This is a genomic window from Nonomuraea indica, assembly GCF_002850745.1.
In the GTDB taxonomy this organism is placed as follows: Bacteria; Actinomycetota; Actinomycetes; order Streptosporangiales; family Streptosporangiaceae; genus Nonomuraea; species Nonomuraea indica.
Map to the genome: position 1 here is coordinate 456,730 of NZ_KZ559468.1, position 18,614 is coordinate 475,343.

Genomic DNA, 18,614 nt, shown 5'->3' on the forward strand with positions numbered 1-18,614 from the left:
GGGTTTTTGGCGTCTACTGGGTGTATTACGTGGCACCCTCACTGCCGCGTTTCCCACTGGGATCTGGTGAAAGGAACCCGGCATGTTACGACGCGTCCACGCGGCCGGCATCGCCCTGGCGATGAGCGCCGCCACCCTCGTCATCACCTCGCCCGCGGCGGCGGCCGAGGCGCCGAGCATCTCGAAAGTGAGCGTGAGTCCCGCACCGCTCGTCATCTTCGACAAGCCCGTCACGGCGACCTTCACGTTCACCACGAAGTCCGCGGGCAAGGCCGAGCTCCAGCTCAAGGCCCCCGGTCAGGTGAGCGTCGGCACCCCCGTCGAGCTCAAGCCGTCCCCCCACGGCCAGTGGACCAAGTGGACCGGCACCAAGACCTTCGACGCCAAGGACACCGGCAGGTGGAACCTGCTCGCCATCGCCCACGGCGACGGCGAGAAGTCCTCCGACGGGGCGTTCGAGGTCAGGAAGGCCCTCGACACCAAGGTCGCCGACTTCGACGCCGACCCCGACAAGGTCGTGCGGGGCGAGCGGCTGCGCCTGTCCGGCCGGCTCCTCGCCGAGGGCAAGGGCTATGACGGACAGACCGTCACCCTGACCTTCCGTGAGAAGGGCACCGACGCCTACCGGCACGTCGCCAAGGTCAGGACCGGCCGCGGCGGCTGGTTCGGCGCCCGGGTCGAGGCCGAGGCCACCGGCTGGTGGCGGGCCGAGTTCGACGGCAACGCCGTCGCCCGCGGCTCCGTCAGCGACACCGACCGTGTCGACGTCAGGCACGGCGACCGCGACAGCCGGATCACCGGCTTCGACGCCCGTCCCGAGCCGGTCGACAAGGGCGACCGGCTCCGCCTGTCCGGCACCCTGCAGGTCGAGGGCTGGCGCGGGCTGCCCGGCCAGCGGGTCGACATCCTCTTCAAGGCCGCCGGCTCCAGCCGGTGGGAGCGCGTCACCGGTGACGTGACCGGCCGTGACGGCCGCTTCTGGGCGTCGGCCACCGCCGAGAGGTCGGGCTGGTGGCGCGCGGCGTACCGGGGCACCCGGGGCGTCGACGGCACCAGCAGCGGCGCGGACTTCGTCCGTGTCGTCCAGCCCGCCCCGCCGGCCAAGGCCGACACCCGCGTCCTCGCCTTCAACGCCTACCCGGAGCCCGTCAAGCGCGGCACGTACCTGAAGTTCAAGGGCCTGCTGCAGGTGGACGACGAAGGGGCCTGGGAGGGCTACGAGGGCAAGGTCCAGCTGTGGTTCAAGGCCGCCGGCTCGCGTACGTGGAAGTACGTGAAGACCACGTGGTCGGACGACGGCGGCAAGCTGTCGACCAGGACCAAGGCCTCCAGGTCCGGCACCTGGAAGTTCGTCTTCCGCGGTGACGACGACACCCACGGCGACCACAGCGGCACGGACTACGTCCGCGTCAGGCGGTAACCACGCCGCACACCACGGAGGCCCGGGCCCGCGCGGCCCGGGCCTCCGCGTGCGTCAGTTCTGCTCGGGCACCTTGGCGCCCAGGCTGACGAGCATGGACTTGATGTCGGTCATCCCGCTCTTGAGATCGGCGACGTCGCTCTTGAGATCGGCGATGTCGCCCTCGATCCTCTCGAATCGCGCGTCGATCTTCTCGAACCGCGCGTCGATCTCCTCGAACCGCGCGTCGACCTGCTCGAACCTCAGGTCGATCAGGTCCAGCCGCGCGTTCACCTGCTCGAAGCCGCGCCTCATCTCGGCGCGCGTGTCGGTGATCCGCCCGTCCAGCACGGTGAAGCGACGGTCGAGCTGGTCGAGGAGGTTGCGGCCCATGGCGTCCACGCGGTCGTGCAGGGACGTGAACCGCTCGGCGATGGTGGTACCAGGCATGCCGCTCAGGCTATTCGTTTCGAGAACCCCGACCCGCGTCTTCAGGTCGAGAACTTCCGCCTCGAGGTCAAGCATTGGGCGTTCCTTTCAAGGGGGGGTGGATGATGCACGCCGGCAGCGAGAGAAAGCTACCGTACGTGACCGCCCCGTCGCACATCGAGTTCGAAAGTGTGTGCCCCTGCGGGTCGCCCCGCCCGGGCGCCGCGGCCGGGCCCGGAGAGTGTGTTAGCGAGCGTTAACGAAGCCTCCGCGCGAGGCGTCAGCCGGTGGCGGCCGAGGCGCCGATCGCGGCCCGCGCCATGGCGCGCAGCAACGGGCGCATCGCCCGTGCCGACAGCTCGCCCGCGCTGTGCGGCGTCGAGTTGAGCAGTCCGAACACCGCGTGCGTCGCCGCGCGCAGCCGCGGCGGCGGGCAGCCCGGATGCAGCTCGGCCAGCACGGTCACCCACTCCTCGACGTAGAGCCGCTGCAGCCGCCTGATCTGCCGCCGCTGCGGCTCCGGCACGTTGCCCAGCTCCCGGTCGTGCACGGTGATCAGCGCCGGCTGCTCCAGGGCGAAGATGATCTGGACGTCGAGCAGCGCGTCCAGCGTCTCCTCGGGCCCCGTCCGGGCCGTGACGACGGCCGCGGCGGACTCGCGCAGCCGCGAGCTGACGTCGAGCAGCATCTCGGCCAGCAGCGCCTCCTTGCCGCTGAAGTGCCGGTAGAGCGCCGGGCCCGAGACGCCGACGGCGGCCCCGATGTCCTCGATGGAGACCCCGTGGAAGCCGCGGGCGGCGAACAGCGTCGCGGCGGCGGCGAGGATCTCCGCGCGCCTGTTGCCCCGATTGCGGGTAGGGGTCCGGACAGTCGTCACGGTCTCACATGGTAGACGGTTACGTTAATGATGACTAACATCGTCCGCATGGTGAGAGGGGAGTCATGAGCGACTGGCCTGTGCTGAAGTCGTCCGCCGACCCCGGCGGCGAGACCTTCAAGCGCAACACCGAGCACAACGAGCGCCTCGCCGCCGAGCTGCTCGACCGGCTGGCCACGACGGCCCTCGGCGGGCCCGAGCGGTCGCGCCGCCGCCACGTCGAGCGGGGCAAGCTGCTGCCGCGCGACCGGGTGGACGGCCTGCTCGACCCGGGCTCGCGCTTCCTGGAGCTGTCGCCGCTGGCCGCCAACGGTCTCTACGACGACCAGGCGCCCGCCGCCGGGATCATCACCGGAGTCGGCCGGGTCTCCGGGCGCGAGTGCGTGATCGTGGCCAACGACGCCACCGTCAAGGGCGGCACCTACTACCCGATCACCGTCAAGAAGCACCTGCGCGCGCAGGAGGTGGCGCTGCACAACCGCCTGCCGTGCGTCTACCTCGTCGACTCCGGCGGCGCGTTCCTGCCGCGGCAGGACGAGGTGTTCCCCGACCGCGACCATTTCGGCCGCATCTTCTACAACCAGGCGACGATGAGCGCGGCCGGCATCCCGCAGATCGCCGCCGTCCTCGGGTCCTGCACGGCGGGCGGCGCGTACGTGCCGGCGATGAGCGACGAGGCCGTCATCGTGCGCGGCCAGGGCACCATCTTCCTCGGCGGCCCGCCCCTGGTGAAGGCGGCCACCGGCGAGGAGGTCACGGCCGAGGAGCTCGGCGGCGGCGACCTGCACGCCCGGGTCAGCGGCGTCACCGACCACCTGGCCGAGGACGACGCGCACGCGCTGGCCATCGTCCGCGACATCGTCTCCACCCTCGCGCCGCGCCCGCCCCGGCCGTGGCCGACGACCACGCCCGAGGAGCCGCGCCACGACCCGCGCGACCTCTACGGCATCGTCCCCGCCGACACCCGCCGGCCGTACGAGGTGCGCGAGGTGATCGCCCGGCTGGTCGACGGGTCCCGGTTCCTGGAGTTCAAGGCCGAGTACGGCCCGACGCTCGTCACCGGCTTCGCCCACCTGCACGGCCACCCGGTCGGCGTCATCGCCAACAACGGCATCCTGTTCAGCGAGTCGGCGATGAAGGGCGCCCACTTCATCGAGCTGTGCGACCAGCGGGGCATCCCGCTGGTGTTCCTGCAGAACATCAGCGGCTTCATGGTGGGCAAGGCGTACGAGGCGGGCGGCATCGCCAAGCACGGCGCCAAGATGGTCACGGCCGTCTCCTGCGCCAGGGTGCCGAAGTTCACCGTGGTCATCGGCGGGTCGTTCGGGGCGGGCAACTACGCCATGGCCGGGCGGGCGTACTCGCCCCGCTTCCTGTGGATGTGGCCGAACGCCCGCATCTCGGTCATGGGTGGCGAGCAGGCGGCCAACGTGCTCACCACCGTGGGCCGCCCGGGTGACGGGGCCGACGCCGACGCGATCCGCGCCCAGTACGAGCACCAGGGCAACCCCTACTACTCCACCGCCCGGCTCTGGGACGACGGCGTCATCGACCCCCTCGACACCCGCACCGTCCTCGGCCTGGCTCTCTCCGCGGCGGCCAACGCCCCGCTGTCCCCTGTCGGCTACGGCGTCTTCCGGATGTGACGCGATCATGGCTTCTTCGATGTTCGACACCGTTCTCGTCGCCAACCGGGGCGAGATCGCGGTCCGGATCATCCGCACGCTGCGCGGGCTCGGCGTCACCTCGGTGGCCGTGCACACCGCCTCCGACGCCGGGGCCAGGCACGTCCGCGACGCCGATCTCGCCCTGGAGATCCCCGGATACCTCGACGGCGAGGCGATCGTGGCGGCGGCCCGCGCGTCCGGGGCGCAGGCCGTCCACCCGGGCTACGGGTTCCTCGCCGAGAACGCCGCGTTCGCCAGGCGCTGCGCCGAGGCCGGGCTGGCGTTCGTCGGCCCGCCCCCGGACGCGATCGACGCGATGGGCGACAAGATCCGCGCCAAGGCGACCGTGTCGGCCGCCGGCGTCCCCGTCGTGCCCGGAGGCGCCGAGCCCGGTGACTCCCTGGAGGAGTGGACCGACTTCCCCGCCCTGATCAAGCCGTCGGCGGGCGGCGGCGGCAAGGGCATGGTGCTGGTCCGCGCCGCCTCGGAGTTGCCCGCCGCGCTGGAGTCGGCCCGCCGCACGGCGCGGGCGGCGTTCGGCGACGGCACGCTGCTCATCGAACGCTACGTCGCCGACCCCCGGCACATCGAGATCCAGGTGCTGGCCGACGCCCATGGCAACACCGTCCACCTGGGCGAACGCGAGTGCAGCCTGCAACGCCGCCACCAGAAGATCGTCGAAGAGGCCCCGTCGCCGTTCGTGACCGAGGAGACGCGGGCCGCGATGGGCGCCGCGGCGGTGGAGGCGGCCCGTGCCGTGGGCTACACCGGGGCGGGCACGGTCGAGTTCATCGTGGACGGCACGACCGGCGCCTACCACTTCATGGAGATGAACACCCGCCTGCAGGTGGAGCACCCGGTCACCGAGCTGGTCACCGGTCTCGACCTGGTGGAGCTGCAGCTCCGGGTGGCCGCGGGCGAGCCGCTCCCGTTCGCCCAGGACGACGTGCGGCTGCGCGGGCACGCCGTCGAGGCGCGCGTGTACGCCGAGGACCCCGCCCGCGGGTTCCTGCCGACGGGCGGCCCGATCCTGGCGCTCCACGAGCCCGCGAACGGGTCCGGCGTCCGCGTCGACTCCGGGGTGGCCGAGGGCGGGGTCGTGGGCAGCGAGTTCGACCCGATGCTGGCCAAGGTGATCGCCTGGGCTCCGTCCCGGGAGGAGGCGCTGCGGCGGCTCGACCGGGCGCTCGCCGACACCGTGCTGCTCGGCGTGACCACGAACGTCCCGTTCCTGCGCGGCCTTCTCGTCCACCCGGCCGTACGGGCCGGTCACCTCGACACCGGGCTGGTCGAGCGGATCCTGCCCGACGTCGTGCCGGCGGTGGAGACGCCCGGCGACGTGCTGGCCGCCGCCGCCCTCGCCTTCCACGCCCTGCCCCAGGGCGCCGACCCGTGGGAGGTCACCGACGGCTGGCGCGTCGGCGAGCCGGCATGGACGACGTGGCGGCTGGAGACCCGCGACGGCGTGCACGCCGTCCAACTGCGCGGCCTGCCGCACCGGGGCGCCGAGGTGCGCGTCCTCGGGGACGCGGCGGCGTCCGGCGTGTCGGCCTCGGACCCGGCGCTCACCGGCGAGCCGGTCGTCCCGCCCGTCCCGGCCAGGATCCGGCAGGACGGGTCCCGCCTGGCCGTCACCCTCGCCGGCCGCACCACCCACTACGTCCAGGCCCGCCACGGCGACACGCTCTGGCTCGGCCGGGACGGCGCGGCCTGGGCCGTCACCCGCCACCTCATCGGCGACCCGGGCGACCGGCCCGGCGCGGCCGGGGCCGGCGACGGCGTGGTGCGCAGCCCCATGCCCGGCACCGTCCTCGTCGTCAAGGCGCAGGCGGGCGAGCAGGTGGACGAGGGCCAGCCGCTGGTCATCGTGGAGGCCATGAAGATGGAGCACACCGTCACCGCGCCGGTCGGCGGCGTGGTCGCCGAGCTGCCCGTCCAGGCGGGCCAGCCGGTCGACATGGACGCCGTCCTCGCCGTCGTCACCCCCGCCGCCGCGAACCCCGGCGCCGGCCCCGCCGTCGACCCTGCCGTCACCGGAGAGGAAGGCTGAGATGCGCCGCCCGTACCCGCTGGAGGGACTCCCGCACCACGTCACCGTCTACGAGGTCGGCCCGCGCGACGGCCTGCAGAACGAGCCGGTGACCGTGCCGGCCGAGGTGAAGGCGGAGTTCATCGACCGGCTGGCCGACGCGGGGCACAAGGTGATCGAGGCGACCAGCTTCGTCCACCCGAAGTGGGTGCCCCAGCTCGCCGACGCCGAGGAACTGCTCGGCCGGCTCGACCGCAGGCCCGGCGTCCGCTACCCGGTGCTGGTGCCGAACGAGCGCGGCCTCGACCGGGCGCTGGCGCACGGCGTGGACGAGATCGCGGTGTTCGCCAGCGCCACCGAGACGTTCGCCGCCAAGAACCTCAACCGCAGTCTGGAGAGCCAGTTCGACATGTTCGAGCCGGTGGTCGCCCGGGCGCTGGAGGCGGGGGTGCGGGTGCGGGCGTACGTGTCGATGTGCTTCGGCGACCCGTGGGAGGGGCCGACGCCCGTCGCCCAGGTGGTCTCCGTGGGGCGGCGGCTGCTCGGGCTCGGCTGCTACGAGCTGTCGCTCGGCGACACCATCGGCGTCGCCACGCCGGGCCACGTGACCGACCTGATCGAGGCGTTCGACGCGCCCGACCGGCTCGCCGTGCACTTCCACGACACCTACGGCCAAGCCCTCGCCAACACCCTCGCCGCGCTCCGGGCGGGCGTCACCACCGTCGACGCCTCCACGGGCGGCATCGGCGGCTGCCCGTACGCGGAGTCGGCCACCGGCAACCTCGCCACCGAGGACCTCGTCTGGATGCTGCACGGCCTGGGCATCGAGACCGGCCTCGACCTCGACCGGCTCGTGGCCACCAGCACCTGGCTGGCCGGCCTGCTCGGCCGGCCCAGCCCCTCCCGCGTCGTCCAGGCCCTGTCGAAAGGCTGACCATCATGCTCACCTCCGAGTACGAAGAGCTGCGCAAGACCGTCGAGGCGTTCGCCCGCGACGTCGTCGCCCCCGTGATCGGCGACTACTACGAGCGCGAGGAGTTCCCGTACGACATCGTGCGGCAGATGGGGGCGATGGGCCTGTTCGGGCTGCCGCTGCCGGAGGAGCACGGCGGGATGGGCGGCGACTACTTCGCGCTCTGCCTGGCGCTGGAGGAGCTGGCCCGCGTCGACTCCAGCGTGGCGATCACGCTGGAGGCCGCCGTGTCGCTCGGCGCGATGCCGATCTACCGCTACGGCACGCCGGCCCAGCGGGAGGAGTGGCTGCCCCGGCTGGCCACGGGCGAGCTGCTGGGCGCTTTCGGCCTGACCGAGCCCGGCGGCGGCTCCGACGTGCCCGGCGGCATGCGCACCACGGCCGTGCTGGACGGCGACGAATGGGTGATCAACGGGACGAAGGCGTTCATCACCAACTCCGGCACCGACATCACCGGCGTGGTCGCCGTGGCGGCGCTCACCGGCGAGCGGGAGATCTCCACCATCCTCGTGCCGAGCGGCACGCCCGGCTTCACCGTGTCGAAGAAGTACTCCAAGGTCGGCTGGAACGCCTCCGACACCAGGGAACTGTCCTTCGCCGACTGCCGGGTGCCCGCCGCCAACCTGCTGGGCGAGCGCGGGCGCGGCTACGCGCAGTTCCTGCGCACGCTCGACGAGGGCCGCGTCGCGATCGCCGCCCTGGGCGTCGGCCTGGCCCAGGGGTGCGTGGACGAGTGCGTGCGCTACGTCAGGGACCGCAAGGCGTTCGGTCACCCGATCGGCCACTACCAGGCCATCCAGTTCAAGATCGCCGACATGGAGGCGCGGGCCCACACCGCCCGGCTGGCCTACTACCACGCGGCGGAGAAGCTGGTGGCGGGGCAGGCGTTCAAGAAGGAGGCGGCGATCGCCAAGCTCGTCTCCTCCAACGCCGCCATGGACAACGCGCGGGACGCGACGCAGATCTTCGGCGGCTACGGGTTCATGAACGAGTTCCCGGTCGGCCGGTTCTACCGCGACGCCAAGATCCTGGAGATCGGCGAGGGCACCAGCGAGGTGCAGCGCATGCTCATCGCCCGCCAGCTGGGGCTCGGCGACCTGTGACCCGCACGGAGTAGCGGACACAGGGACAGCGGCGCCGGGACCTTGCGCGCCTGGACAGGCCGCCGGCGTTCGCCCCCGGCGGCAGGCCGGAGGCGATCACGCCCGCGGTGGGCCGGGGGCGCGGTCGAGCCAGGCCGTGTGCGCGCCGCCGAACGGGCCCTCGCGGCGTTCGACGGCGGCCAGCAGCCACCGGGCCGTGTCCTGCGCCCGCGCCACCGTGTCGGCCGGGTAGCCGAGAGCGACCCGGTGCTCGGCGAACTCGTCCTCGTCGTCGAGGATCAGCGTGCCCTCGCGCGTCAGGATGACGTCCAGGTCCAGGTCGACCATGGTGACCTCGCCGTCGCGCCACCGCGGCACCGTCGTGACGTCCACGTACAGCTCGTACGGGTGCGGCGGCGTGTGGAACGTGGCCGTCCACCAGCCGTCACGCGGGAAGAGCATGACGATCGCGGTCTCCCAGGCGACCGGCGGCTCGGCGCCCTTGCTGGCGAGCGTGCCGGCGGGGACCGACACCCACGCGCCGTGCTCGTCCTCGCCGAGAAGCGTTCCGGGATGGTGCCAGTGCAGGGCGCCGTCGTACTTCGTGTACACCACCTTGATCTGCGTCACGCGGGCACGCTACCGAACCCGGGCGCGGCCGGTGGCCCCGACGCCGGCGGGACGCGGCGGCGACGCGGCGGGGTGGGGCGCGGGTGCGTGCACTGCGGTGGGGATGCGGGGCGGTGGCGATGCGCTGAAGGCGGCGCACTGCGGTGGGAATGCGGCGCTACCGCGGTGCGGTGGGGGTGCGGTGGGCTGGCGTGCGGGCGATCCTGTCGGGGCGGGATGGCATCCTTGTGACCGTGACGATCCACACGGTGAGCCCGGTGTTCGCCGGCCGGGACGGCGAGCTGACCGTGCTCGGCGAGGCGCTGGCCCGCGCACGGGCGGGCGCCTCCTCCACCGTGCTCGTCGGCGGGGAGGCCGGCGTCGGCAAGACACGGCTGGTCCAGGAGTTCGCGCAGCGCGCCGGCGACGCCCTGGTGCTCGTCGGCGGCTGCCTGGAGCTGGGCACCGACGGCCTGCCGTTCGCGCCGTTCAGCGCCGTGCTGCGCGGCCTGGTGCGCAGCCGCGGCCGTGACGGCGTCGCCGCGCTCGTGCCCGGCGGCCACACCCGGGGGCTCGCCCGGCTGCTGCCGGGTTTCGGCGAGCCCGACAAGGACGGCCCGGAGGCGCGCGCCCGGCTGTTCGAGCAGATGCTCGGCCTGCTGGAGCGGCTCGCCGAGGACCAGCCGACCGTCCTCGTCATCGAGGACGCCCACTGGGCCGACCGCTCCACCCGTGACCTGCTGTCCTTCCTGGTGCGCTACCAACGCTCCGACGCCCGGCTGCTCCTCCTCGTCACCTACCGCTCCGACGAGCTGCACCGCGCCCACCCGCTGCGCCCGCTGCTGGCCGAGCTGGCCCGGGCCGGCGGGGTGAGCAGACTGGAGCTGCGCAGGCTGACCCGCCGTGAGGTGGTCGCGCAGGCGGCCGGCATCCTCGACCGCGAGCCGTCCGCCGCCGACATCGAGCTGATCTACGAGCGGAGCGAGGGCAACCCGCTGTTCGTCGAGGCGCTGCTGGGCGAGTCCGGCGGCGACACGCTGCCCGAGTCGCTGCGCGACCTGCTGCTGGCGGGGGTCGAGCGGCTCCCGGAGGAGACCCAGGAACTGCTGCGGGTGGCCAGCGCGGGTGGCCAGCGCATCGAGCACGACCTGCTCATCGCCGTCACCGGTCTCGACGACGGCGCCCTGTCCACCGAGCTGCGCCCCGCCGTCGCCGGCAACGTCCTCGTGGTCGACGGCGAGGGCTACGCGTTCCGCCACGCGCTCATCCGCGAGGCCCTCCACGACGACCTGCTGCCGGGCGAGCACACGCGCCTGCACACCCGCTTCGCCGAGGCCATCGCCCGCGACCCGTCCCTGCTGCCCGAGCCGCGCGGCGCGATCGAGCTGGCCCACCACTGGCATGCCGCCCACGACGCCACCTCGGCGCTGGTCAGCGCCTGGCAGGCCGCCGCCGCGGCGCGCAGGTCCGCCGCCTACGGCGAGCAGCTGCGGATGCTGTCCCGGGTGCTGGAGCTCTGGGGCCAGGTGCCCGACGCGGCGGAGCGCATCGGCCGCGATCTCGTCGACGTGCTCGAGCAGGCCGCCACGGTCGCCCATGTGGCGGGCGAGTTCGAGCGCGGCATCGCGCTGGCCGGGGCAGCCATGGCCGAGATCGACCTCGGGAGCGACCCGATCAGGGCCGCCCGCCTGCTGCGCCGGCGCGGCATGATCCGCTACTCGCTCGGCAGGTTCGGCCATCTCGACGACCTGCGGCAGGCGGCCGCCCTGGTCGCCGACAGCGGGCCGGTCAAGCTGCGCGCCCAGGTGCTCGAAAACCTGGCGCGCATGCTGCACGATCCCGACACCTGGTCCGAGCGGATCGCCACCTCCCTGCGCGCCATCGAGCTGGCCCGCCAGGCGGGGGAGCCCGCCGTCGAGGCCAACGCCCTGATCGCGCTGACCTGGGCGCGCTGCCAGCGGTTCTCGCGGATCGACGAGGAGCTGGGCGGGTTCGCCGAGGTGCGGCGGCTCGCCCGCGCGGTCTCCCACACCTCCGCGCTGACGGCCGGAGCCATCTCCGAGTCCGACGTCCTGGAGGGCGCCGGCCGCCACGAGAGCGCGGCCCGAGTGGCCCGCGAGGGCATCGCGGAGGCGGAGCGGCACGGCCTGGCCCGCACCTCGGGCACCTTCCTGGCGATCAACCTCACCGAGCCGCTGGTCTCGCTCGGCCGCTGGGACGAGGCGCTGGAGGTCGTCGACCGCGCCCTCGACCACGTCCCGCCGCCGCCCACCCAGGCGAGCCTGCACGGCTTCGCCACCGACATCGCGCTGGCCCGCGGGCAGCTCGACCGGGCGGAGGAGCTGCACGACGCGGCCCGCCGCGTCCTGTCCCGCGGCCTGCACCGCGCCCAGAGCCTGCTGCCGCACGCGCGCCGGAAGGTCGCGCTGCTGGCCGCCCGGGGTCGCCTGGACGAGGCGCGGGAAGAGGCGGCACGCACGCTGCGTGAGCGTGACTTCATGGAGAGCCCGCGCTACTCGTGGCCGGTGCTGGTGACGTTCGCCCGGCTGGGCGGACCGCTGGTGCCGGAGCTGTGGTCGCTGGCGCGCCGGCTCGAGGTCGAGGGCGACCTGCAACGCGCCCAGTGGCTCACCTTCGCCGCCCTGACATGGCCCCTGGCCGCCGACGCCGCCGCTGACGCCGCGTCCCCTGACGCCGCGTCCGCCAACGCCAGCGCCGACGCCGCGTCCGCCAACGCGGTGTCCGCCTACGCCGACGCCGCGGATGCCGGAGCAGCCGCGGGCGCGTCCGCCGACGTGGGCGAGGGTGGGGCCGGGGCGCGGTGGCTCGCGGCGTGGGACGAGGCCGCGGCGGCCTGGGCGGCGCTCGGGCAGCCCTACTCCGAGGCCCGCGCTCTCGTGGACGCCGCGCGCGTGGCGCTCGCCCACGGCGACCGGCGGCAGGCGGCCGACCGGCTGGCCCGGTCGCGCGAGCTCGCCGACCGGCTCGGCGCGGCACCGCTGCTCGCCGAGCTGGACGACCTGTCCAGGCGCGCCGGCATTCCCTCCGGCACCGGTTCGGCCCGGCCCGGCGCCGGAGGAGGCTCCGGCGACGGCAGCGGGCCCGAGGCGGCCCCCGGTGGCCCCGCGCCGGCGCTGACGGCCCGGGAGCTGGAGGTGCTGCGGCTGGTGGCCGACGGGCGGAGCAACCGGGAGATCGCCGGTGAGCTGTTCATCGCGGTCAAGACCGTCAGCGTGCACGTCTCCAACATCCTGGCCAAGCTCGGCGTCGCCTCCCGCGGCGAAGCCGCCGCCACGGCCCACCGCCTCCACCTCTTCGACGGCGAGACGTAGCCCGAGGCGCGGCAACGCCCCCTGGCGGGGGAGCGCCGTAGCGCATCGCCTTCACCTCTTCGGCGGCGGGACGTGGGGCCGACGCGTGGCTACGACCGCTGGCGGGGGAGCGCTGTTGCGCGTCGCCTTCACCTCTTCGGCGGCGGGACGTGGGGCCGACGCGTGGCCTCGACCGCTGGAGGGGGAGCGCCGTAGCGCACCGCCCCACCTCTTGGACGGCGGGACGTAGACCGAGGCGTGGCTACGACCGCTGGCGGGGGAGCGTTGTCGCGCGTCGTCTTCACCTCTTCGGTGGCGGGACGTGGGGCCGACGCGTGGCTACGACCGCTGGCGGGGAGTGTCGGCCCCTGTCTGTCTGCGGGGATGGCTGATTCGGGGTGCTGGGTCGGGCGCCGCCGGTGATGATCGTGTTTCGGTAGAGTGGGGGCATGGTTTGACGTCTGCCCGCAGGCCGGGCACCTCCGTGGGCTCCTTCGTCCGCCCGTTCGTTCACGCCCCTGACGAAGGAGATTTCTGAGATGAACACCTCGACGCCGATCGACGTCCCCGACGCGTTCGCCGCGTCCTACGGCGCGAACGGCGCCGCGGCGCGGGCCTGGCTCGCCGGCCTGCCCCGCCTCGGCGGTGACTTCCTGCGGCGCTGGGAGTTGCGGCCCGACGGTCCGGTGGCGCACGGCATGGCGTCCCTGGTTCTGCCCGTACGACGGGCCGACGGCACACCCGCCGTGCTCAAGCTGCAGCAGCCGCGCGAGGAGACCGCCGGCGTCGTGGCCGGGCTGCTGGCGTGGCGGGGAGACGGCATCGTCCGCCTGCTCGACCACGACGAGGAGAGCGGCACCCAGCTGCTCGAACGGCTGGACGCCGCCCGGCCGGCGTCCTCGGTGCCGGACGATCGCGCCGCCCTGCTGATCCTGGCCGAGCTGATGGCGCGGCTGTCGTCGGTGCCCGCGCCCGTGGGCGTGCGGACGCTGGCCGGGATCGCCGCCGCCATGCTGGAGCAGGCTCCGGCCGCGGTGCGGGCGCTGCGTGACCCCGCCGAACGGCGGCTCGTGCTCACCTGCGCGGCCGCCGTGGCCGAGCTGATCGGCGAGCCGGGCGACCGGCTGCTGCACTGGGACCTGCACGGCGGCAACGTCCTCGCGGGGGAGCGCGAACCATGGCTGGCCATCGACCCCGAGCCGCTGGCCGGCGACCCCGGGTTCGAGCTGTTGCCGGCGCTCGACGACCGCTGGGACGCGGTGACGGCGACGGGTGACGTCACCGGCGCGGTGCTCCGGCGGTTCGACCTGCTGACCGAGGTGGTCGGACTGGACCGGCAGCGGGCGACCGGCTGGACGCTCGGCCGTGTCCTGCAGAACGCGCTGTGGGACATCGAGGACGGCAGGACCGCGCTCGAACCGTCACAGGTGGCCATCGCCACGGCCCTGCTGACCCGTTCGGGGCCGCACCGGCTCTGAGCGCTCGCTGACGGGGGCATGGCCCCCGCGATGTAGTGTGCCCGCCCGCCGGTTTCGGTCAAGACCGGAGCTGGCGGGTGATGGACGGGTCGGTGATGGCGGTGTCGTCGGCCAGCAGGAAGGCCTTGGACAGGATGAGCGCCAACCGGCCGTCCTCCTCGAAGGGCAGGAACAGCCCCGCCTGGGAGTCACGGCCGGCGACGATGCACAGGTAGGCGTCGTTGGGCTCCATGAGGATGTTCGCCGACCCCAGGTGGATCTTGTAGGTGCGCAGGTCGCCGCGGACCACGAGAAAACGATCGGTCAACGTGCAACGGTCGGAGATGGCCAGGCGCGGCAGCAGCCGGGACAACACCTCCCGGCGTATCTCGGCGGAAGGCGCGAGCGCGGCGAACGAGCCCGACCGCCAGTAGGTCCGCAGCGCTTCCGGCCCGTCTTCGGCCCACCGCGGATCGGCCGTGATCGAAGAGACGCCCACGAACAGGTCCACGTCCCGCATCGCCTCGCTGAACACCAGCGTGGGGACCTCGGCCAGGGGCTCCAGGTGCCACCTGCCCTCGACCAGCCGGTGGAAGAGGACATTCCCGGTGAGCGCGAAGCCCTCGTCATAGAGGCCGTGTGTCAGGGTCGCCCGCCACTGCCCGCCGGCCAGCAGCCGCCGCGCGTCGTCGCCGTCGAAGCCGCCGTCCCACGGCCCGAGGTAGTTGGACTTCCAGCCGCGTGCCTTGAACAGCGCGCGAAGCCGGCGGTAGTCCACCACATGATCGGCGAAGCGGCGCGAATGGTCGCGTGTCTCCTCCTCGGCGGGCGTGAGCAGATAGACCTCGCGGAAAGCCTGCTTGTACGGCTGGCGCAGCTCCTTGCTCTGTACGACCTCGCGCCAGGCCCGGACCTCCTCCACCGAGGCGCGGGCCGGATGCCACTGCCGCACCGGCACGTCGGGCACGCCCAGCCCCAGCTCGGCGCGCCACACACCGGGGGACACCTCGAACTCCCAGATGAGCCGCTCGGCGATCGGGTGCCCCTCCAGTTGCCGGTACGGCGGAGCCTTCTCGGCGGTGTAGCTCGCCTCCAGCGCCCTGGCCAGGGTCACTTGCTGCTGCTGGACCAGCTTGACCTGCTCGCGGAGCCGCTTCACCGCTTCGGGGTGCTCCCGCCTGACAGCCGCGGGGACGGACCTGAGCTTCTTGTCGCCGTGCCACCACGACAGCTCACCCCCACCCTCGATCGAGATCACCGCCGTGTGATCACCGAACGCCTGCCGCACCCGCCCGTCGGGCAGGCGGAACGCGACCTCCAGCCGCTCGGCCAGCGCGGGCTCGATGCGCTTGAACATCCGGTCGAGCTGCTTGGGCACCCCGGCGTGCCGGGTGCACCGGCGTACGGCGCGCAGCGAGGAGATCGCCTCCGGCGTCGGGTGGTCTTCCACTGCGCGGGCGATCTCGAACAGCAGAGCCTGGGAGGGCAGGGTCCTGGCGTCGGTGGGTGCGACCGCGACGCCGCGCAGCAGCCCGTCCAGCAAGGCGGGCAGCCAGGGCTCGTCACGGTGGAGGGCGAGCCGTACGGCACGCCCGAGAGCTCTCGTCTCCCCAGGGTCGAACGCCTTGTCCGCCCGGTAAGGGATCTCGCCGACCTGGATCGCCGCGACACGGGCCTCGGCCTGCTCCAGGGCGGCACGGGCGAAGGCGGGATAGCCGGGCAGGCCGCCGAGCCATTCGCCCAGGCCGGTCAACCGCGGTTCGGCGAAGACCGGTCCCCGGGCCGCCTCGGCGAACAGGGCGCGCGACTCCACGTCCCAGCCGAGCACCACGTCCACCTCCGCGACCGCGATGGGACCGAGCGCCTCGGCGAACCGCGCTCTCACCTCGGCATCCATGTCGGCCAGCCCGGCGGTCACCAGCGCGGCGAAGGACAGGCGGTCGTCACGCAGCAGGCGGCCGGTGAGCTCACGCGCGGGGGCGACCATGTTTCCCCAGGTCTGGTCGACGACCGGACCATCACCGGGCCTGCCACCCATCGCGGTGGTCAGCTGGGACCTGACCGGCCAGTGGGTGGGGTCGGGCGCGGAACCGTCGAGCAGCCGGAGCAGGCGCTCCGCGAGGGGGGAGAGGTGCACGGTGATGTTCCTGTCACGGGTGGGTCAGGCAGGCGATCGGCGGGTCGGCGCTCGCCGTCTCTGCTGACAGCGGGAAGGTCTTGGAGATGTACCGGTCGGGCAGGACTCAGCGGCCGGCGACGGCCGGGTGGGGAAGCCTCCGGGGCAGGGCGCCCCGGTGCGTGCAGGGACCCGTTGCGGCGAACCGTCCGGGCAGGGAGAACTCGTCCAATGCCCGCCCCGTTGCCGTCTCACCGCGAACCACTGCCGATGCCATCGCACGCCCTGCCTCTGTCACATGTCAGGTGATGGCGTCATCTATAGCAGCGTGCGGCGACAAAGATCGGCGCCCGCGGACGCGGGCCGGGTGCGGATCCGCCCGGCTCCCGTCCATGGCGCGATGGCGGACAGAGCCGCCCGCCTCGGCGTGCAGCGCCGGTTCTCAGGCGGTGAGCTGGGCTTCCAGGCGGTAGCCGTCCACCGTGACGTACACCTGGTCGCCGGGCCGGGCGTTGAGGCGCATCAGGACCGGCTGGAGCGAGTCGAAGACCGGCTGGTGCCCCTGCCAGACGAGCACGATGGCGTTGTCGCCGGGACCCGTCACCGACAGGAGGGTGCCGGGGCGCATGCCGAGCTGGGCGGCGTACCCCTCGGGCACGGGCACCGGGCCGCCGCGCAGGTGCTCGGGCGTCACCTCGATGCGCTGCCAGCGGCGCGGGTCGGACGACGGGCCGGGGATCGGCGGGCGCGGCGCGGCCGGGGTGCCGGCCAGCGCGGGTGAACGGCCGCCCGACAGCGCGGAGAGCGTGGCGAGGGCGGCGGACGGGTCGATGGAGCCGGCGGAGGCAGCGGGGATCGGCTGCCCGCCGCGGTGGTGGTGGCCGTTGGCTCCAGGGGTACGCCGGGGGAGCGGCTGCGCCGGTGACGGGGCGGCGGCCGGGGCGCTGGCCGGGCCCTCCGGCGGCAGGGCGTCGAGCCACGCCTGCGCGGAGTGGGCGCGGATGCCCAGCTCGGCCATGAGCTCCACCACGTCGGTGTCGGCCGGGCGCGAGGCCAGGAGCTGCCGCGTGCGGGCCTGCAGACGCTGGATGTCGCCGACGACCAGCCAGCCGTCCTGCAGCCGGCGGTCGGGCATCAGGGTGACGAGCACCCGCCACAGCGGCGTGCGCAGCGCCGGCACCGTCACCGGGTGGGCCGGGTCGGCGCCGATCAGCTGCTCCTGGGTGGCGGCCGCGCCCAGCCACTCGGTCAGCCGGAACATGTGCCCGGTCACCGGCGCCGACTCCGAGGAGCGCAGCCACTGCAGGACGCGCTCCTCGGCGGTGCGCTGGGCCTGGGAGAGCACGTCGCGGTCGACGAGCATCTTGTGCGCGAGGGTACGCAGGCTGACGGGGTCCTCGGCGAACAGCCGGTGCACCGCGACGGCCAGTTCGAACTTGTCCAGGGTGCGGAACAGGCCGTCCACCACCCGGACCATCGCGTGGTCGGTGTCGGAGGGCACGGGCGTCGCCGCCGGGGGAACGGACCCGGCCGGACCGGACGTGGAGGCGGGGCGGTCGCCGCCGGCCGGGGAGGGCGGGGTGCCGGGATGCGGCGCGGGGCCGCCGGGGACGGGAGGGCTGGGCGGAGCCCCGGTGGGGCGGTGGGGAAGCGGTGCGCCGGAGGCCGAGCCGTTGGCGCCGGGGGCCGGGCCGACGGTTCCCACGCCGGGCTGCTGTCCCGTCTGCGGGGCCGCCGGGAAGGGACCGGACGGCGCGGCGCCGCCCGGAGCGGCGGGGGAGCCCGGCTGGTGGCCGCCCTGCCGCTGGGGCAGGCCCCCGGGCTGTGCCGGGAACGAGCCGGTCGGGCGCTGCGCGCCGGTGCCCTCCTGCGCCGGGAAGGAGCCCGTGCCCCCCGGCTGCTGGGCGGGGAAGGAGCCGGTGCCCTCGGGTCGCGGGGCGGGGAAGGAGCCGGTGCCCTCGGGTCGCGGGGCGGGGAAGGGGCCGCTCTGATGGGCGGCAGGGGGCTGCGGTCCGGGGCCTTGCGGGGCGGGGCCGGGCTGGACGGCGGGGAAGCTGCCGGTCTGCCGCTGCGACTCGCCCGCCGTCTCGGGCTCTCGCTGCCCGGGTACGGCCCCGCGCTGCACGGGGAGGGTGGCCTCCGGATGCCCGGCCGGCTGGGGACCCGTACGCGACGCCTGCAACCGGCCCAGCACCTCGCGGAACACCGCGCCCATCACCACCTCGGGCGTCGCCGACGGCGTGGCCAGGTCACCGGGTGTCAGGCGGCGCAGGCGACGCCAGCCGCCCAGTCCGGCCACCGCCGTGCGTATGGCGTCGGGCCAGCCCGGCAGCGCCGGGTCGACATGGTGGACGGTCAGCGCTGGGAGGAGGTCGGCCAGGGGGATGTGGTCCCAGCGGGAGGCGGCCAGCCGCGCGAGCCGTTCGCAGATCCAGTCGAGCCCCGTCGTGCCGAGCGCTCGCTGGAGGGCCACCGAAGACCACCAGGCGGCCGGCAGCCGCGGGTCGCCCAGGGACTCCGCGATCTGCTGGGGTCTACTCCAGCGCAGGGCAGGGACCAGGTCGCTCAGGCAGATCGATGACTCGACGTCCATCGGCGGACCGTATCCTCCCCAGAGTGAGCCGCGTTACTAGGCGATACGCATGTGGTCAATGGTGCAGCCTAC

The 18,614-nt window shown here is 74.0% G+C and carries 12 protein-coding genes; 7 read left to right on the forward strand and 5 right to left on the reverse strand.

Annotation, left to right across the window (positions count from 1 at the left end):
* The first annotated feature begins 82 nt into the window (after positions 1–82).
* Positions 83–1,420 carry a hypothetical protein gene (locus tag CXR44_RS09845; protein ID WP_101784777.1) on the forward strand — a complete coding sequence of 446 codons (1,338 nt, stop codon included), beginning with the start codon at positions 83–85 and terminating at the stop codon, positions 1,418–1,420.
* A gap of 54 nt (positions 1,421–1,474) precedes the next feature.
* On the opposite strand, the gene CXR44_RS09850 is transcribed toward CXR44_RS09845, so the two are convergent.
* Both CXR44_RS09850 and CXR44_RS09855 read right to left on the reverse strand, forming a co-directional pair.
* Positions 1,475–1,849: a hypothetical protein gene (locus CXR44_RS09850; protein ID WP_101784779.1), complete on the reverse strand. Its 375-nt coding sequence runs from the start codon at positions 1,847–1,849 to the stop codon at positions 1,475–1,477.
* A gap of 259 nt (positions 1,850–2,108) precedes the next feature.
* Entirely contained in the window at positions 2,109–2,705 is a 597-nt protein-coding gene (locus CXR44_RS09855) for an SACE_7040 family transcriptional regulator (RefSeq protein WP_101784781.1), read from the reverse strand.
* 65 nt (positions 2,706–2,770) lie between these two features.
* Between CXR44_RS09855 and CXR44_RS09860 the strand changes: the two genes are divergently transcribed.
* From CXR44_RS09860 to CXR44_RS09875, 4 genes are read left to right on the forward strand one after another with little or no spacing between them, the layout of a single operon-like run.
* Positions 2,771–4,351, forward strand: a complete 1,581-nt coding sequence (locus CXR44_RS09860; protein ID WP_101784783.1) for a carboxyl transferase domain-containing protein — start codon at positions 2,771–2,773, stop codon at positions 4,349–4,351.
* Between the two features lie 7 nt (positions 4,352–4,358).
* Positions 4,359–6,422, forward strand: coding sequence for an ATP-binding protein (locus CXR44_RS09865; RefSeq protein WP_245899027.1), 2,064 nt, complete (start codon positions 4,359–4,361; stop codon positions 6,420–6,422).
* A gap of 1 nt (position 6,423) precedes the next feature.
* Positions 6,424–7,335 (forward strand): hydroxymethylglutaryl-CoA lyase, encoded by a 912-nt coding sequence (locus tag CXR44_RS09870; RefSeq protein ID WP_101784787.1) that lies wholly within the window; start codon positions 6,424–6,426, stop codon positions 7,333–7,335.
* A 5-nt stretch (positions 7,336–7,340) separates the two neighbouring features.
* Positions 7,341–8,477 carry an acyl-CoA dehydrogenase family protein gene (locus tag CXR44_RS09875; protein ID WP_101784789.1) on the forward strand — a complete coding sequence of 379 codons (1,137 nt, stop codon included), beginning with the start codon at positions 7,341–7,343 and terminating at the stop codon, positions 8,475–8,477.
* 96 nt (positions 8,478–8,573) lie between these two features.
* Here the strand turns inward: CXR44_RS09875 and CXR44_RS09880 are convergent, their stop codons facing one another.
* Positions 8,574–9,086: a DUF402 domain-containing protein gene (locus tag CXR44_RS09880; protein ID WP_219601723.1), complete on the reverse strand. Its 513-nt coding sequence runs from the start codon at positions 9,084–9,086 to the stop codon at positions 8,574–8,576.
* Positions 9,087–9,319: 233 nt separating this feature from the next.
* Between CXR44_RS09880 and CXR44_RS41645 the strand changes: the two genes are divergently transcribed.
* Positions 9,320–12,397 carry a helix-turn-helix transcriptional regulator gene (locus CXR44_RS41645; RefSeq protein ID WP_101785380.1) on the forward strand — a complete coding sequence of 1,026 codons (3,078 nt, stop codon included), beginning with the start codon at positions 9,320–9,322 and terminating at the stop codon, positions 12,395–12,397.
* 518 nt (positions 12,398–12,915) lie between these two features.
* Complete coding sequence (locus CXR44_RS09890) at positions 12,916–13,854, forward strand: aminoglycoside phosphotransferase family protein (RefSeq protein ID WP_101784791.1); 939 nt, start codon at positions 12,916–12,918, stop codon at positions 13,852–13,854.
* Positions 13,855–13,912: 58 nt separating this feature from the next.
* On the opposite strand, the gene CXR44_RS09895 is transcribed toward CXR44_RS09890, so the two are convergent.
* Both CXR44_RS09895 and CXR44_RS09900 read right to left on the reverse strand, forming a co-directional pair.
* Positions 13,913–15,970 carry a DUF4132 domain-containing protein gene (locus CXR44_RS09895; RefSeq protein WP_101784793.1) on the reverse strand — a complete coding sequence of 686 codons (2,058 nt, stop codon included), beginning with the start codon at positions 15,968–15,970 and terminating at the stop codon, positions 13,913–13,915.
* Positions 15,971–16,391: 421 nt separating this feature from the next.
* On the reverse strand, positions 16,392–18,542 hold the full coding sequence (locus tag CXR44_RS09900) for a hypothetical protein (RefSeq protein ID WP_101784794.1): 2,151 nt from the start codon (positions 18,540–18,542) through the stop codon (positions 16,392–16,394).
* Positions 18,543–18,614: the final 72 nt, after the last annotated feature.

What these genes read in the sequence shown, in the direction of transcription:
- CXR44_RS09870 (WP_101784787.1), top strand. Translation starts at nt 6,424, where the DNA reads ATGCGCCGCCCGTACCCGCTGGAGGGACTCCCGCACCACGTCACCGTC.
- CXR44_RS09865 (WP_245899027.1), top strand. Translation starts at nt 4,359, where the DNA reads ATGGCTTCTTCGATGTTCGACACCGTTCTCGTCGCCAACCGGGGCGAG.
- CXR44_RS09875 (WP_101784789.1), top strand. Translation starts at nt 7,341, where the DNA reads ATGCTCACCTCCGAGTACGAAGAGCTGCGCAAGACCGTCGAGGCGTTC.
- CXR44_RS09900 (WP_101784794.1), bottom strand. Translation starts at nt 18,542, where the DNA reads ATGGACGTCGAGTCATCGATCTGCCTGAGCGACCTGGTCCCTGCCCTG.
- CXR44_RS09850 (WP_101784779.1), bottom strand. Translation starts at nt 1,849, where the DNA reads ATGCCTGGTACCACCATCGCCGAGCGGTTCACGTCCCTGCACGACCGC.
- CXR44_RS09860 (WP_101784783.1), top strand. Translation starts at nt 2,771, where the DNA reads ATGAGCGACTGGCCTGTGCTGAAGTCGTCCGCCGACCCCGGCGGCGAG.
- CXR44_RS09890 (WP_101784791.1), top strand. Translation starts at nt 12,916, where the DNA reads ATGAACACCTCGACGCCGATCGACGTCCCCGACGCGTTCGCCGCGTCC.
- CXR44_RS09845 (WP_101784777.1), top strand. Translation starts at nt 83, where the DNA reads ATGTTACGACGCGTCCACGCGGCCGGCATCGCCCTGGCGATGAGCGCC.